Origin of the sequence: Olleya marilimosa CAM030, from assembly GCF_000518485.1 — a bacterium.
Taxonomy (GTDB): domain Bacteria; phylum Bacteroidota; class Bacteroidia; order Flavobacteriales; family Flavobacteriaceae; genus Olleya; species Olleya marilimosa.
In genome coordinates, this window is the sequence record NZ_JADR01000002.1 from 79608 (window position 1) to 93652 (window position 14045).

The 14045-nt window shown below is 30.5% G+C and carries 21 protein-coding genes; 17 read left to right on the top strand and 4 right to left on the bottom strand.

Annotation, left to right across the window (positions count from 1 at the left end; translation table 11 throughout):
• Positions 1-22: 22 nt before the first annotated feature.
• Positions 23-1252, bottom strand: coding sequence for a GTPase HflX (hflX, locus tag M890_RS0104355; RefSeq protein ID WP_028282357.1), 1230 nt, complete (start codon positions 1250-1252; stop codon positions 23-25).
• 77 nt (positions 1253-1329) lie between these two features.
• Here hflX and M890_RS0104360 point away from each other — a divergent pair, with 77 nt between their 5' ends.
• Positions 1330-2295, top strand: a complete 966-nt coding sequence (locus M890_RS0104360; RefSeq protein WP_028282358.1) for an endonuclease/exonuclease/phosphatase family protein — start codon at positions 1330-1332, stop codon at positions 2293-2295.
• Between the two features lie 81 nt (positions 2296-2376).
• A complete protein-coding gene (locus tag M890_RS0104365) occupies positions 2377-2835 on the top strand; it encodes a hypothetical protein (protein ID WP_028282359.1) in 459 nt (152 codons plus the stop codon).
• Here the strand turns inward: M890_RS0104365 and M890_RS0104370 are convergent.
• The gene (locus M890_RS0104370; RefSeq protein WP_232219128.1) at positions 2828-4012 is read right to left on the bottom strand and encodes a DUF3095 domain-containing protein; all 1185 of its coding nucleotides are present in this window, start codon (positions 4010-4012) and stop codon (positions 2828-2830) included. The genes M890_RS0104365 and M890_RS0104370 overlap by 8 nt on opposite strands.
• Positions 4013-4248: 236 nt before the next feature.
• On the opposite strand from M890_RS0104370, the gene M890_RS0104375 reads away from it, so the two are divergent.
• From M890_RS0104375 to M890_RS0104425, 12 genes are all read left to right on the top strand, one after another.
• Positions 4249-4593 (top strand): hypothetical protein, encoded by a 345-nt coding sequence (locus M890_RS0104375; RefSeq protein ID WP_157243256.1) that lies wholly within the window; start codon positions 4249-4251, stop codon positions 4591-4593.
• Positions 4594-4651: 58 nt separating this feature from the next.
• A complete protein-coding gene (locus M890_RS0104380; protein WP_028282362.1) occupies positions 4652-5221 on the top strand; it encodes a helix-turn-helix transcriptional regulator in 570 nt (189 codons plus the stop codon).
• A 2-nt stretch (positions 5222-5223) separates the two neighbouring features.
• A complete protein-coding gene (locus tag M890_RS0104385) occupies positions 5224-5670 on the top strand; it encodes a response regulator (RefSeq protein ID WP_028282363.1) in 447 nt (148 codons plus the stop codon).
• 3 nt (positions 5671-5673) lie between these two features.
• The gene (locus M890_RS0104390) at positions 5674-7458 is read left to right on the top strand and encodes a sensor histidine kinase (RefSeq protein ID WP_051437444.1); all 1785 of its coding nucleotides are present in this window, start codon (positions 5674-5676) and stop codon (positions 7456-7458) included.
• Between the two features lie 269 nt (positions 7459-7727).
• Positions 7728-8306 carry a hypothetical protein gene (locus M890_RS0104395; RefSeq protein ID WP_028282365.1) on the top strand — a complete coding sequence of 193 codons (579 nt, stop codon included), beginning with the start codon at positions 7728-7730 and terminating at the stop codon, positions 8304-8306.
• A 17-nt stretch (positions 8307-8323) separates the two neighbouring features.
• On the top strand, positions 8324-8785 hold the full coding sequence (locus M890_RS0104400; RefSeq protein WP_028282366.1) for a hypothetical protein: 462 nt from the start codon (positions 8324-8326) through the stop codon (positions 8783-8785).
• Between the two features lie 24 nt (positions 8786-8809).
• Positions 8810-8962: a lmo0937 family membrane protein gene (locus M890_RS16700; RefSeq protein WP_143404008.1), complete on the top strand. Its 153-nt coding sequence runs from the start codon at positions 8810-8812 to the stop codon at positions 8960-8962.
• Between the two features lie 58 nt (positions 8963-9020).
• The gene (locus M890_RS0104405; RefSeq protein WP_028282367.1) at positions 9021-9491 is read left to right on the top strand and encodes a hypothetical protein; all 471 of its coding nucleotides are present in this window, start codon (positions 9021-9023) and stop codon (positions 9489-9491) included.
• Between the two features lie 30 nt (positions 9492-9521).
• On the top strand, positions 9522-9980 hold the full coding sequence (locus M890_RS0104410) for a ferritin-like domain-containing protein (RefSeq protein WP_028282368.1): 459 nt from the start codon (positions 9522-9524) through the stop codon (positions 9978-9980).
• 37 nt (positions 9981-10017) lie between these two features.
• On the top strand, positions 10018-10230 hold the full coding sequence (locus M890_RS0104415) for a hypothetical protein (RefSeq protein ID WP_028282369.1): 213 nt from the start codon (positions 10018-10020) through the stop codon (positions 10228-10230).
• A gap of 11 nt (positions 10231-10241) precedes the next feature.
• Positions 10242-10382, top strand: coding sequence for a hypothetical protein (locus tag M890_RS16830; protein ID WP_191099631.1), 141 nt, complete (start codon positions 10242-10244; stop codon positions 10380-10382).
• 67 nt (positions 10383-10449) lie between these two features.
• Positions 10450-11619, top strand: a complete 1170-nt coding sequence (locus tag M890_RS0104425; protein WP_028282370.1) for a DUF748 domain-containing protein — start codon at positions 10450-10452, stop codon at positions 11617-11619.
• Positions 11620-11676: 57 nt separating this feature from the next.
• Here M890_RS0104425 and M890_RS0104430 read toward each other — a convergent pair whose 3' ends face one another.
• Entirely contained in the window at positions 11677-12009 is a 333-nt protein-coding gene (locus M890_RS0104430; RefSeq protein ID WP_028282371.1) for a single-stranded DNA-binding protein, read from the bottom strand.
• A 166-nt stretch (positions 12010-12175) separates the two neighbouring features.
• On the opposite strand from M890_RS0104430, the gene M890_RS0104435 reads away from it, so the two are divergent.
• From M890_RS0104435 to M890_RS0104445, 3 genes are read left to right on the top strand one after another with little or no spacing between them, the layout of a single operon-like run.
• Positions 12176-12670, top strand: coding sequence for a DUF6265 family protein (locus tag M890_RS0104435; protein ID WP_051437445.1), 495 nt, complete (start codon positions 12176-12178; stop codon positions 12668-12670).
• A complete protein-coding gene (locus M890_RS0104440; protein WP_028282373.1) occupies positions 12670-13200 on the top strand; it encodes a GNAT family N-acetyltransferase in 531 nt (176 codons plus the stop codon). Before M890_RS0104435 ends, M890_RS0104440 begins: the two co-directional genes overlap by 1 nt.
• 3 nt (positions 13201-13203) lie before the next feature.
• Positions 13204-13551 carry a hypothetical protein gene (locus tag M890_RS0104445; protein ID WP_028282374.1) on the top strand — a complete coding sequence of 116 codons (348 nt, stop codon included), beginning with the start codon at positions 13204-13206 and terminating at the stop codon, positions 13549-13551.
• Positions 13552-13562: 11 nt separating this feature from the next.
• On the opposite strand, the gene M890_RS0104450 is transcribed toward M890_RS0104445, so the two are convergent.
• Entirely contained in the window at positions 13563-14027 is a 465-nt protein-coding gene (locus tag M890_RS0104450; protein ID WP_028282375.1) for a CBS domain-containing protein, read from the bottom strand.
• Between the last annotated feature and the right edge of the window lie 18 nt (positions 14028-14045).

Here is a 14045-nt window from a genome sequence, read left to right on the forward strand (position 1 = left end):
GTTTGGGTTTTAGTAATATATTTTATTCTTCTTCGCCTAGATTATCGTAATCATAATCTGGATACAGGAAGTGATTGTAAGGAAAACGTGTGACGTGTATGTCTCTAACCTCATCATATACGCGTTTTTTAAAGTCTTCTAGATTACGTTTGTTTAAAGCTGAGATAAATAATGCGTTGTCCTCTCCTACACGATTCATCCAAGTCTTTTTCCACTCGGCAAGACTGTAATGCTCTTCTGTACGTTGGGCAATTAAGTCGGTCTCGTCAAAAGGTTTTGCTTGATAAGCATCAATCTTATTAAAGACCATGATTATTGGTTTGTCTGCACTTTTAATTTCGCCTAAAACTTTATTTACAGACTCAATGTGGTCTTCAAAATTTGGATGAGAAATGTCAACTACGTGTAATAGTAAATCTGCTTCTCTGACCTCATCCAATGTGCTTTTAAAACTGTCTACTAACTGTGTTGGTAACTTGCGTATAAATCCTACGGTATCTGTTAATAAAAAGGGTAAATTTTGGATGACTACTTTTCTAACGGTTGTGTCTAGGGTTGCAAAAAGTTTGTTTTCGGCAAAGACCTCTGACTTGCTAATGGTATTCATTAAAGTAGATTTACCAACGTTGGTATATCCAACTAATGCAACACGTACCATTTGTCCACGATTACCACGTTGGACAGACATTTGCTTATCTATAGTTTTAATTTTGTCTTTTAATAAGGCTATCCTGTCGCGCACGATACGTCTATCTGTTTCGATTTCGGTTTCTCCAGGTCCACGCATACCAATACCTCCTTTTTGACGCTCAAGGTGTGTCCACATACCTCTAAGTCTTGGTAGTAGGTACTCGCATTGCGCCAACTCGACTTGCGTTCTGGCATAACTAGTTTGTGCACGTTGTGCAAAAATGTCTAATATTAAATTGGTACGATCTAAAACTTTTACATTTAAAATCTTACTTATATTACGCTCTTGAGATGAGGATAACTCGTCATCAAAAATTGCTGTGGTTATATTATTTTCTTCTATATATAACCTTACCTCTTCCATTTTACCAGTTCCAATATACGTTTTTGGATTAGGCATTTCCATTTTTTGGGTGAAGCGTTTTTTTACTTCTCCACCAGCAGTGAACGTCAAAAATTCAAGCTCGTCAAGATATTCTTTAGATTTCTCTTCGTTTTGCTCTTTAGTAACGACACCAATTAATACTGCTTTTTCAAGCTCTATATCTTTTTTCTCTAACATATAATAATTTATACTACAAAGTTACATAATTGTATCCATAATAAAATCGCTATTTTTAGCCTTCTAAATTTAAGACATTGAATTTTAATTTTTTTAAATCTAAAACTAACAAACAGACCATAGCTTTTTATAATATCGAAAATTTATTTGATATTTATAAAGATGATTTAACACGTGATACTGATTTTAACCCAACATCCGAAAAGCGTTGGACCATTAAAAGATACAATAATAAATTAAGAAAAATTGGTTATGCTATATCTAATATTGGCAGAAAAGAAACCAACTCGCATCCAGCAATTATTGGTCTAGCCGAAATTGAAAATGAAGCTGTTTTAAAAGATTTAATAAGCTCTAAACATTTAAAGGAATATCCATACCAATTTGTACACTACGATAGTAAAGATGAACGAGGTATTGATGTTGCATTTATTTATGATACGACTAAATTTAAAGTTACAAACTCTGAAAGCTTTACCTTTAGTTTTACCGAAGCAGATGGGTCGCCTGATTACACAAGAGACATTTTATTAGTATCAGGATTATTTTTGGATGAACCTGTACACTTTTTAGTTAACCATTGGCCTTCAAGACGCACAGGAGATATAGAAACTGAATACAAACGCATTACAGCATCTTCCAATCTTCAAGCTATTGTTGGCACTTTAAAAGAAAACATAACTAACGCCAAAATTATTATTATGGGAGATTTTAACGATGATCCTGCAAGTAATAGTATTGAGCAATTAGTAGCTAATCAAGGTTTATTTAATCCAATGGAGACCTTACTATCTATTGACAGAGGTACCACAAGCCATAACTTTGAATGGAATTTATTTGACCAAATTATTATAACACATAACTTTTTAGAACGTCAATCCAATACCTTAAGATTTGTAAAAGCAGATATTTATGATGCTGATTTTTTAAAACAAATGGATGGCAAATATAAAGGCACACCTTATAGAACTTATGTAGGTAAGCGCTATAAAGGTGGATACAGTGATCATTTTCCGGTTTACATGATTTTAAATAAAAAATAAAATTATATAACGTTTGGCAAAAATCTTGTAAGGTTTAAAATACACTATGTATTTAACTTTGAGAAAAATAAACACTACAAGATGGATAATATAATTAGATATGAGGTTGGTAGCAATGCAATACAGCATCTACTTGCTGTAAGCAATACGATAGAATTGTCCTATCAATATTTAAAATCTGAGACCAAAAACGACATGGTTAAATCTTGGATTGATAATAAACTAAGTTTTATACATGCTTTTAAACAGCAGTCTTTATCCATATTAAACACAGTAACCATCCAAAAACCAAGCAAGCCTAGTGTGTTAATGAAGCTTAACATGTTATGGTTTAACATAAAACGTAAGTTTTATAAAAACGATAGTCAGATTATTATTAATGAGTGTTTAAAACTTAACTCGTATTTTTTAAATGAAGTTAATAAGGAAATTAAATCTGGTATTTTATCTAAACCAGCTTATTCATTATTAAACAATTTGAAAAACGAGCTTTTAATTACTAAACAGGAGTTTTACATCTCTAAATTAAAACTTAGTTAAAACCCAATTGGTTTACTTTGTTTTTAAACATAATGGCAGCACTAGTATATCCTCCTTCTGTACCATCTACAAAATGGATGTGCTTTTCTTCCCTATCTTCAATGTAACAAGACATTATTGATGCATGTGTGGTGTGTAAACCATAAATGATTTTTTTCTTAGACTCCAAATCATCTAAAAATATTTGTAAACGCTTAATTTGCTTTTCATTACCAGAAATTACAGTATTAATTGAACCGTCTAACATAATAGTATCTGATAATTGACTAACACGATAAATGTATAATTTTCCAGCTTTAAAAAACTTAAAGTAGTATTTACCAAACACTGTAATTAACCAATTATTAATTAAATACTTTGATTGGTTTTTACCAACTTTAACATACATCTCTTTGCGGATCTTTTCAAGCGTAGTATTTAATTTTAGCTTTAATGTAGTAATAGGGTTTCGATTATCTAAATTACCAAAAATATAGTTAATCTCATTCATTATTGTGCCATAAATCTCAGCTTGCTTTTTTTCATCTTCGCAATTAACAAGCAGGCAAATTACTTTTTTTTGAGGCTCATTTGGATAGATCTCGTCCCATCTACACTCCATTCCTTCCAAGTTTAATGCAATGTTTTTATCCTTAATAGGATCGGCTATTTCAAAACTTTGCTTAATATAATTTTCAGCAAATTTTATTCCGTTGCCTAAAACAACAGGAGTTGTAAGATATTTATTATGTCTTAGCTTTGTAATTCTTAAGGTGACCTTATTATTGTACACCTCTTCCACTTTGATATGTCCTACCCTAAGATTTAACTTAAGTGTATTAGCTATATGCTGACTATAATTATTTAAAGCTTGTATTATAGGTTGCACCAAATTATTAGGAATAATAAAAGTAGAACCATCACCTCCAAAAAAGTAAGGAATTTGGATTTTTTTATCAATACCTTTTATAGTGTTTAATACAGTAATAATACTTCCTGTTGCACACAAGTTTACATCATTATGCAAGCCATTAGCAACTGCAACTGTAGAGTTTTTAATATCTGTAACTACAATGGACCAATTTTTAGGCACACTGGAAAACAAACTTTCGTCCTTTAAAAGCTCGGTTAAAGGTAATTTGTTTTTTAGAATACTCTTATAAAAATTAATATCATCTTTCATATGTGCGTAAAGCATTCTATAAATAACACTTAGCTGACAAAGGTAGTCCTTAATTTTATATAAAATTCATCCTTTTGTGAAATCATATAACAACTTGACAAAATTGTGTAACAAATAAATTAGTGTCCCAATTTATCTTTGTAACACAATATTAATACTACTTGAAAGCTTCATTAAGGATAGTTTCATATTCTGATCTTGGTTGGTTATAAATATAGTTAGTAGAGTAGTATTTATTTAAAACTAAAATTATGAAACCTAATAAACTTCTTTTAATAATTACATTAATTTGTATCACTCCATTATTAATTATGTCTACTAATAATGATGTAGAAATTGTGAGTCATTTACAACCTATAAATAACTCAAATACTAAAGTCACTAAAAATAACACCTTAGATTTAGAAATTGGTGATGAGTATTTTGATATTAAAATTAAAGTACCACATTATAGCGTGTCTAAAAATGCTAATCAAAATGTAGTTATTAACACCAAAAAACACACATTTATTTTAGACGAAAAAGCAACTGAAAACACCAATAAATATAACGTGTCAAACATTGCTAAAATCACCAACATTATTATTAAAAAGTAAATTACATAGATTAGTTTATTAATAAGTATTATCTTTATTTTGCAACTAAATTTTTAATATGACCTTGTTTTTTAAATTCGATTTTAATGCCATTTGTCAAATTGTTTTAGAACAAACCTTAAAGGACAATGACATTAAATATAAACTTGTTGGATTTGGAGAAATTGAAGTATTAGAGAAACTAACCTCTGATAAACAAGCCACATTACAAGCTGCTTTAGATAAATACCAGATAGAAATTGTTGAAAACCAAAAAAGCATCTTAGTCCAAAAAATTAAGGATACTATTATTGATATGGTATTTAATGAAGACACTGTGGTAAACGTTAAAAGCTCAGTTTACTTAGCAGATACTTTAGGACACAGCTATGGTTATTTATCTAACTTGTTTTCGGAAGTGACTTACACGTCTATTGAAAATTTTATAATTCTACAAAAAATAGAATACGCCAAACAACTTGTAATCAAACAAGATTTAAGTTTAACCGAAATAGCTTTTAGGTTAAACTACTCTAGCGTTGCACATTTAAGTACTCAATTTAAAAACACTACAGGAATTACTCCTTCTGCTTTCCAGAGGATAATTGCTAAAAGAAAGGCGTTTAATCAAGATAACAACCAAGACTAGCTATGCAAGAGGATTATATAAATATAACGTTAGCAGATGATGATGAAGATGACAGATTGTTTTTTACAGATGCTTTTGACGAGATTAAAATAACCACTAGAGTTAAAACTTTTAATGATGGTGTTTACCTAATGGACTATTTAAATAGTAAAGATGCTACCTTACCAAACGTATTGTTTTTGGATTTAAACATGCCAAGAAAATCTGGTTTGGAGTGTTTAAAAGAAATTAAACAGAATCCTAAATTTAAGGATATTGCAATTGCAATTTATTCTACCTCAGCATCAGAAGAAGATATAGAAAACACTTTTGTTCAAGGAGCTAATATTTACATTAAAAAGCCAAGTGATTTTAAAACTTTAAAAAAAGTTCTTTCGGAAGTAGTTACAATTAACTGGCAATATCATACCAATAGCATGAATAAAGATAACTTTTTACTTCGTTTTTAAAATATGATTAAGACGCTTTCAAATAATATTTCATTTTTAAGGACCACCTTATATATAAGTGCATTTGTAATTTTGGTAGTCGGAGCATTAACCTACAGAAGTATTACGGAAGTAACAAAATCTTCCGAGTTAATTACACATACTTACAAAGTAAATGTCGAGCTAGAACAGATTTTATCAAATCTTAAAGATGCAGAAACTGGTCAACGAGGTTATATAATTACCAAAGACTCTGTTTTTTTAGAACCTTACATTTCTGGTCGAAGCAAAATTAATAACAGTTTTGCAGAGCTAAAAGTATTAACCAAAGATGATACCATATTAAAAGAAAGCTTAATCAAGGTAAACAGCCTTATTAACAAACGGTTATTAGCTTTTCAAACCTCCTACAGGTCTTTACCAAAAGGTGATATTGAGGATCCAAATTTTATTGAAAATTTTAGAAATGGTAGAGCCTTAATGGACTCTATCAGAGACAATATTAAAGGAATTATTAAACTTCAAAACAATTTATTGAAGCAACGACGTAGTGAATATGAAAGCGACTTAATGGCAACACCATTATTACTATTTTCATTATTACTTTGCTCTTTAATCTTAATGTATGTTGCCTACAATAGTATTTACAAAAACATTAAACGTCTAAAAGCGACTAACGAGGAGTTAGAGATTTTTAAAGAATCCACAAACCAATCAGAAATTGTTAGTAAACACGGAAGCTGGACCTATAATGTTAAAAGGGACGAGTTTACCTATTCCGATAATTTATACAGATTATTAGGCGAGCAACCACAATCTTTTAAACCTACCATTGAAAACTTTTTGACTTACGTACACCCAGATGATGTAGAAAAGCTAACCATGCAAGTTGAGCAAATGAAGGAAAACATTGAGTTACCTTACATTTACTATCGTGTTGTACATAAAAATGGTAATATTAAGCATTTAAAAGCCTACGGAAAATCTGTTGTAAATGAAGATGACGAAACCGTATTACTAGGGACCACTGCAGATATTACCGATGAGATTATTAGCTTTAGAATATTAGAAGAACGTAATGCAGAACTAGAACGTAATAACAAAGAATTATCTTCTTTTAACTACGTAGCCAGTCATGATTTACAAGAACCACTAAGAAAAATCCAAACCTTTTTATCTAGACTGATAGACGAGGAAGAGGGCAAACTATCTGCAAAAGGAAATAAATATATTGATCGTATACAAAATGCTGCTACCAGAATGCGTTTGTTAATCGATGATTTATTACAATTTTCTAGATCTAACAAAGCAGACAAAGTCTTTGAGGAGTCTAACATTAATCTGCTTTTAGAAGCTGCAAAACAGGATTTAGCAGAAGTTATTTCTGCAGAAAACGCTGTAATAACCTCAGACACATTCCCTACTATAACCGTTATACCTTTTCAAATTCAGCAATTATTTGTAAACTTAATAGGTAATGCGATCAAGTACAGAATGGAAGGGAAAATTCCTAAAATAAATATAACACATCAAATTGTCGAAGCAGAAAACGAGGATAATATCATAAAACCTAAATACTCTCACTACCATAAAATAACATTTACAGATAATGGTATTGGTTTTGACAACCAATACGCAGACCAAATATTTGTGCTTTTTAGTAGGCTACACAACAAAGATCAATATTCTGGTACTGGAATAGGGTTATCCATTTGTAAAAAAATAGTAGAAAACCACAAAGGGTACATTACTGCTAGTGGTCAACCAGAAAAAGGAGCTGTATTTACAGTATATTTACCAATAGCCTAATAAACTCCTGTAATATTAGTTACAAAACCTTACCAACGTAAGGTTTTTTTTGTGCCCAATTTTAATTAAAATTTTAATAAAGGTTGAAATCATATAACCATCACTTAAAATGATGTAACAGCAAAAGTGTTGTTATATCTCATCTTTGCACTGTAGTTATAGAGCAATTTATTTGAAAATGATAATTCTATAAACAAAACAAAAAATGATGTAACATAAAAATTTGAAGTCGGTTGCATCTTTGTAATATCAAAATGTAGAAATGAAAAATGAAGTATTTTAAAAACAGAAAGATTACAGTCTTATTCATATTTATTGTAATCATGATTGGTATCAGTTTTAATTCATGTGACGAACTTATAAAAAGTAAAAAACTAGAAAATAAAAAATCAGAATTAAAAACTCAAGCGATTAACGAAAATAAAAATGAAGCTAAATTACTTTTAATGTTATCTAAAGACAACCAAGAAGTTATTAACCTAACCAAAGCGTTGCAAGAAGTAATTAATAAAGATAGTATTGTTGATTTAGCTAAAAAAATTGAAGAAACACACGTCCAGTTTGCAGAGGATTTACAAGAAGTAGCTACAGATAAATTAATTTCAATACCAAATTACCCTGAGGCACCTTTAAATAAATCAATAGTAAACTTAACAGAAGAAGATAAGTTTAAAGCGCTAAATAAACTTAAATCAATAATTGACAATCAATTATTTATACTTAATAAATTATCTAAAACATCAAACAGTAAAGACTTTAAAACATTAATTGTCAAAGCAGATTCAAAAATAAATGACAGCTTAAATAAGACAAAAAATATTTTAAACGTACTAAACACAAACAGCTAATAAAAATCAAACTAACTATGAAAAAATTAATATTTACCCTAGCAATTATAACATCAACGATCTTTTCTGTAAATGCTGCAGAGTTGGATTTATTAGACACACAGTTATTTAATAATAACACTACAATAATAAATAAGGACCCAGAAAAGAAAAAGGTTGTAAAAACTAAAATATACCAATGGACTGTAAAAACATCGACAGGTGTTTTTACAGGGACAGCAGATAATTTAGAAGCTGCTAACAACCAGATAGCATCACTAACACAATCTTCAACAATCTTACAAAAAGAAATCTCTAGTATTTACCTAAACAATGCTAAAAATACAGATCGTATTTATACTTGGGGAGTCGTAACAGATCGTGGATTTGCAACTGGTGTTGCAACATCATTAGACCAGGCAAATAAAATGGTAAAACTTATGGGAAATACTGAAGTTGCCAAATCAAAAATTATCGAATCATTTAAATCAACTAAATAATAATAACAACTAAAACACAATATCATGAGAGGACTACTTTATATCATAGCAGTAATACTTGTAATTGGATGGGCATTAGGATTTTTTGTCTATAGCGCAAGTGGATTAATACACATTTTATTAGTAATCGCAGTAATTGCAATATTACTAAGATTAATAGGTGGACGAGGCGTATAAACCCTACCTAAAAAGCAATCATACTTTAAACAAATTCAATTAACAAATAAATTATAAAATGAAAAAATTAATATTATCAGCCATAGCCATAACAATAACTGCTTTTACAGTAAACGCTCAAGACATCTCAAAAAATGCATTGGGTTTAAGATTAGGAGATAATGACGGTTTAGGAGGAGAAATTTCTTACCAAAGACACCTAAACGATAATAATAGGCTAGAGTTTGACTTGGGTTGGAGAGACTCAGACAACCTTGATGTTTTTAAACTTGTAGGTTTATACCAATGGGTAATGCCTTTAGACGAAAGCTTTAATTGGTACGTTGGTGCTGGTGCAGGAGTTGGATCTTATGACTCAGGTAATAACGACGGAACTTTTGCTTTAGTAGCTGGAGATATTGGTATCGAGTATAATTTTAATATCCCATTACAACTATCCTTAGACTTTAGACCAGAATTAGGATTTGATGATAATTACAGCGACGATGTAGATTTTGATATCGCTTTAGGGATACGTTACAGATTCTAAAAAAACAATAACACACAAAAACAAAACATTATGAAAACGACAAAAAATAATCAAGACTTAGTTAATTCATTACAAGAATTATTACAAAAAAATTACGATGCAGAAGCTGGTTACAAACAAGTTATGACCAAAGCGCAAAGCGAACCTTTAAAAAATTGGTTACAACAAAAAGCTTTACAACGTAACACTTTTGCTACAGAGTTAGATTTTCAAATTAGAAAGCACAACGCAGAGCCTAAAGCTTCTGGAACTATTAAAGGAGACTTACACAGAGGGTGGATTAACGTTAAATCTAGCTTGACTACAGATACAGATGAAGCCTTAATGGAAGAATGTATTAGAGGAGAAAAAGCTAGTGTAAAAGAATATGAAGATCAATTAGAAAACTTTGCTTCAGACACAGAAATCAAAACCATTGTGCAGTCACAATTAACCACTGTAAAATCTGCATTAAACACAGTTAAAAGGTTAGAAGACATCATAGGATAATCCTACCTTTTACAACAACCACTAAAAACCAAAAATTATGAAAAAGCTAATTTATACCGTATTGACTTTAGCTGTATTAACTACCTCTTTTATGGCTTGTAGAGAGCAATCAGAGAAAGAAGAAGTTATGCAAGAGATGAAAGACGAAGGCGCTGAAGTTAAAGTCAAGGACGACAAAATCAAGATGGAAACCGAAGATAAAAAGGTGAAAATCACTGATGACGAAATAAAAACCAAAGAAAAATCTTAAAACATAAAATCATGAAAAAATTATCATATACCTTTTTAGTTATGTTTTGTTTAGCATTAACGCTATCAGGATGTAGAGAAGAGACCACAGGAGAAAAAGTTGAAGATGCTGTAGAGAGTGTAGCAGACGATGTTGAAGATGCAGTAGACTAAATATCAATTATAAACAATCCAATATAAGGCTCGCAATTTGTGAGCCTTTTTTATAAACTAATAGCAAATGACATCAAAAACAAAAAAACGTAGGGGCTTAAAAAAGAAAAGGTACATCGTACCAATAGCTATTGTAGTCATAATAATTGCTTTTAGATTATACTTACCAATACTTGTAAAAGATAACGTTAATAAAGTTTTAGCAGACATACCTGGTTATTATGGACAAGTAGACGATATAGACATCGCTTTAATTAGAGGTGCTTATGTAATTAATGGGATGTATTTAAATAAAGTAAATGCCAAAACACAAGTGCCTTTTTTAAAATTTCCTAAAACAGACATTTCAATAGAATGGAAATCATTATTTACAGGACACATTGTTAGTGAGATTATAATGTATAGTCCAGAAGTAATTTATGTAAAAGAAGATCAAACTAAAACTGCTAATGATGCAGACGTGGACGATTGGACAAAAGCACTAACCGACTTAGTTCCTATTAATATTAACCATCTAACAGTTAACAATGGTAAACTAGCTTATGTAGAGCTTAACACAGATCCTAACATAGATATACAGTTTAACAATATTATTCTTAAAGCAGACAACCTAAGAAATGTAAAAGAGAACAATCGCATACTACCCTCTCCTATTACAGCAACAGCAACTTCAATTGGAAAAGGTAACGTCACACTAAATGGTAACATAAATATTATAAAACAAATTCCGGACATGGATATCTCCTTTGCTTTAGAAGATGCAGATGTTACAAGTCTAAACCCATTTACTAGACACTATAGTGGTATTGACTTTGAAGAAGGCAAATTTGGGCTTTACAGCGAAATAGCTATTGCAGATGGGTATTTTAAAGGTTACATGAAACCGCTTTTAAAAGACTCTAAATTAATAGGAAAAGATGATGGTGTACTTGGTGTTATTTGGGAAGGTTTTGTAGGTTTTTTCAAATTTGTTTTAAAAAATCAAAGTACAGATACTATTGCCACAAAAATACCAATGGAAGGTGATTTAAATAATATACAATCTGGTATACTTCCAACCATAGGTGGTATATTTAAAAATGCTTGGATTAGCGCTTTTAAAGGCGAAATTGATGATGACATAGAGTTTAAAGACGCTTTTACAGAACAAGATTTAACTAGAAAAGAAAAAAGAGCTCTAAAAAAACAAGAAAAACAAAAAGAGAAAGAGAAGAAAAATAATGAAGAAGAAAAATAAATTAAAAAAGGAGGCAAATCGCCTCCTTTTTTTTTAACCTATAGGTATTATAGTAAATTACTTTCCTAACATTAATAACTCATTACAAACCACCTCAGTAGTGTAACGTTTCATACCATCTTTATCTTGCCAAGTTCTAGTTGTTAATTTACCATCAATTGCAACCTCTTTCCCTTTAACAACATATTTTTCTATTATATCAGCAGTTTTTCCCCAAGCAACTATTTGATGCCACTGTGTATCTGTAATTTTTTCGCCATTAGTATTTTTATAACTCTCGTTAGTAGCTAATGTAAATCTTGCTAATTTTTTACCAGATTCAAGATTAATAATTTCTGGATCTTGACCAAGATTTCCAATTAACTGTACTTTGTTTCTTAACGTATTCATAAGATAAGGTTTTTAAAAAGCCAAATATCATTAGTTCCATTTGACACTGCAAAGATGAAACAACACCCTAATTTTAGTCGGTAGTTACGCATTTAATGTCGGTTGTAAACGTTTGTTGTCGTTTGTAAACGGAAAAAGCGTATATTAGTAAACCAATTAACACATTATGAAACAGTCAATTACCATACTTATTTTGTTGTTTATTTCAATAAGCTACTCACAAACTAATACTGTAAAATTTGAAGACCACATGACGTCTCCAAAAGCCAATTTAAGTCAAGTCTCATGGATAGCTGGTCACTGGAAAGGTGAAGCTTTTGGTGGTATTACTGAAGAAATATGGAGTCCTCCTCTAGGTGACTCCATGATGTTTAGTTTTAAATTAATCAACGATGGTAAAGTTATTTTTTACGAACTTGGTGGTATTAGACAAGTGGATGACACCTTAATTTTTCAGCTTAAACATTTTGGTAACGACTTTAAAGGTTGGGAAGAAAAGGACGAAACTGTAGATGCTAAATTGATAAAAATAGATAACAATCGTGCATATTTTGATCAATTTACATTTGAAAGAATTAGTGAAACCGAAATTAATATCTACGTTGTAATTGAAGAAAATGGACAAACCGAAGAAGTAAAATTTAATTACAAAAAAGACTAATGACTTTTAATATAGAAACCGAAAGATTACTACTTCGCGAGTTAAGAGCTACCGATTTAGAAGGTATGTTTGAGTTAGATGCTAATCCAAATGTACATAGATATTTGGGTAACAAACCCATTAAAACTAAAGCCGAAGCTAAAAAAATATTAGACAGTGTTAAACAACAATATGCAGATCGTGGTATTGGTAGATTTGCTGTTATTGAAAAAGCAACAGGTGATTTTATTGGCTGGTCTGGTATTAGATTAAACACAGAATACAACATGAATGGATTTACAAAATACTATGATGTTGGTTATAGATTAATTGAACGTTATTGGGGAAAAGGCTATGCTACCGAGACTGGTAAAGCTGCTGTAGATTATGCCTTTAAAGTCATGAAACTACCTGTACTTTATGCAACCACTGAGGCTGGTAACCAAGCCTCACACAAGGCACTTTTAAAAATAGGATTACAATATGTCAACGATTTTTATTTTGAACAAGAACAATTAAACTTACGTTGGTATAAAATTGAAAACAAATAAATTATGATTAAAACCTGTCCAGAATGTGGAGATAAAATAGTTGGACGTATAGATAAAAAATTCTGTAGTGACGGTTGCAGGAATGCGTATAACAACAAAGTTAATAAGGATGGTAAAAACTTAATCCGCAACATTAACAATCGTTTACGCAAAAATTGGCGCATATTAGAAAGTCTTAATCCTGAGCAAAAAACCAAAACCACAAAAACTAAACTTGAAGCTAAAGGTTTTGATTTTAACTATTTTACAAGCACATATACAACCAAAGCTGGTACAATATATTACTTTGTTTATGACCAAGGCTATTTACCTTTAGAAAACGACTTTTATGCTTTAGTAAAACGTCAATAAGCATACTAAATCTATTTCCAATTATGTCCTTTAAGTTGCATTGCAGCTTTTAAAATATCCTTTTGGCTAATTTGACCAACCAGTTTTCCATCTTCAACAATTGGAAAACGTCGTCGTTTAGACTCTAAAAACTTGGCAGCAGCATCAAACACATTTAAATTACCATCAATGGTTTCAACATTTTTAACCATATGTTTTTCAACGCTATTATTTTCAGTTGGCATATTATAATAGCGACTGTCACTAATCTGCTTAATACAATCACCTTCGGATATAATACCTATCAATTCATTTTTATCATTTACAACTGGTCCTCCAGAAATTTTATACTTAATTAAAGTATCAATAACGTCTTCCACACTTTGCGTGGATTTAAAAGTTATTAAATCTCTAGTCATGTAATCACTAACCTTTAAAGATTGATTAGTGTCTAACTGTTGTCCCTTTCTTGGACCTTCAAAACTTTTAATTCCCATAATTTTAATTTTTTATTC

What these genes read in the sequence shown, in the direction of transcription:
- hflX (WP_028282357.1), bottom strand. Translation starts at nt 1,252, where the DNA reads ATGTTAGAGAAAAAAGATATAGAGCTTGAAAAAGCAGTATTAATTGGT.
- M890_RS0104365 (WP_028282359.1), top strand. Translation starts at nt 2,377, where the DNA reads ATGGATAATATAATTAGATATGAGGTTGGTAGCAATGCAATACAGCAT.
- M890_RS0104370 (WP_232219128.1), bottom strand. Translation starts at nt 4,012, where the DNA reads ATGCTTTACGCACATATGAAAGATGATATTAATTTTTATAAGAGTATT.
- M890_RS0104375 (WP_157243256.1), top strand. Translation starts at nt 4,249, where the DNA reads ATGAAACCTAATAAACTTCTTTTAATAATTACATTAATTTGTATCACT.
- M890_RS0104380 (WP_028282362.1), top strand. Translation starts at nt 4,652, where the DNA reads ATGACCTTGTTTTTTAAATTCGATTTTAATGCCATTTGTCAAATTGTT.
- M890_RS0104385 (WP_028282363.1), top strand. Translation starts at nt 5,224, where the DNA reads ATGCAAGAGGATTATATAAATATAACGTTAGCAGATGATGATGAAGAT.
- M890_RS0104390 (WP_051437444.1), top strand. Translation starts at nt 5,674, where the DNA reads ATGATTAAGACGCTTTCAAATAATATTTCATTTTTAAGGACCACCTTA.
- M890_RS0104395 (WP_028282365.1), top strand. Translation starts at nt 7,728, where the DNA reads ATGAAGTATTTTAAAAACAGAAAGATTACAGTCTTATTCATATTTATT.
- M890_RS0104400 (WP_028282366.1), top strand. Translation starts at nt 8,324, where the DNA reads ATGAAAAAATTAATATTTACCCTAGCAATTATAACATCAACGATCTTT.
- M890_RS16700 (WP_143404008.1), top strand. Translation starts at nt 8,810, where the DNA reads ATGAGAGGACTACTTTATATCATAGCAGTAATACTTGTAATTGGATGG.
- M890_RS0104405 (WP_028282367.1), top strand. Translation starts at nt 9,021, where the DNA reads ATGAAAAAATTAATATTATCAGCCATAGCCATAACAATAACTGCTTTT.
- M890_RS0104410 (WP_028282368.1), top strand. Translation starts at nt 9,522, where the DNA reads ATGAAAACGACAAAAAATAATCAAGACTTAGTTAATTCATTACAAGAA.
- M890_RS0104415 (WP_028282369.1), top strand. Translation starts at nt 10,018, where the DNA reads ATGAAAAAGCTAATTTATACCGTATTGACTTTAGCTGTATTAACTACC.
- M890_RS16830 (WP_191099631.1), top strand. Translation starts at nt 10,242, where the DNA reads ATGAAAAAATTATCATATACCTTTTTAGTTATGTTTTGTTTAGCATTA.
- M890_RS0104425 (WP_028282370.1), top strand. Translation starts at nt 10,450, where the DNA reads ATGACATCAAAAACAAAAAAACGTAGGGGCTTAAAAAAGAAAAGGTAC.
- M890_RS0104430 (WP_028282371.1), bottom strand. Translation starts at nt 12,009, where the DNA reads ATGAATACGTTAAGAAACAAAGTACAGTTAATTGGAAATCTTGGTCAA.
- M890_RS0104435 (WP_051437445.1), top strand. Translation starts at nt 12,176, where the DNA reads ATGAAACAGTCAATTACCATACTTATTTTGTTGTTTATTTCAATAAGC.
- M890_RS0104440 (WP_028282373.1), top strand. Translation starts at nt 12,670, where the DNA reads ATGACTTTTAATATAGAAACCGAAAGATTACTACTTCGCGAGTTAAGA.
- M890_RS0104445 (WP_028282374.1), top strand. Translation starts at nt 13,204, where the DNA reads ATGATTAAAACCTGTCCAGAATGTGGAGATAAAATAGTTGGACGTATA.
- M890_RS0104450 (WP_028282375.1), bottom strand. Translation starts at nt 14,027, where the DNA reads ATGGGAATTAAAAGTTTTGAAGGTCCAAGAAAGGGACAACAGTTAGAC.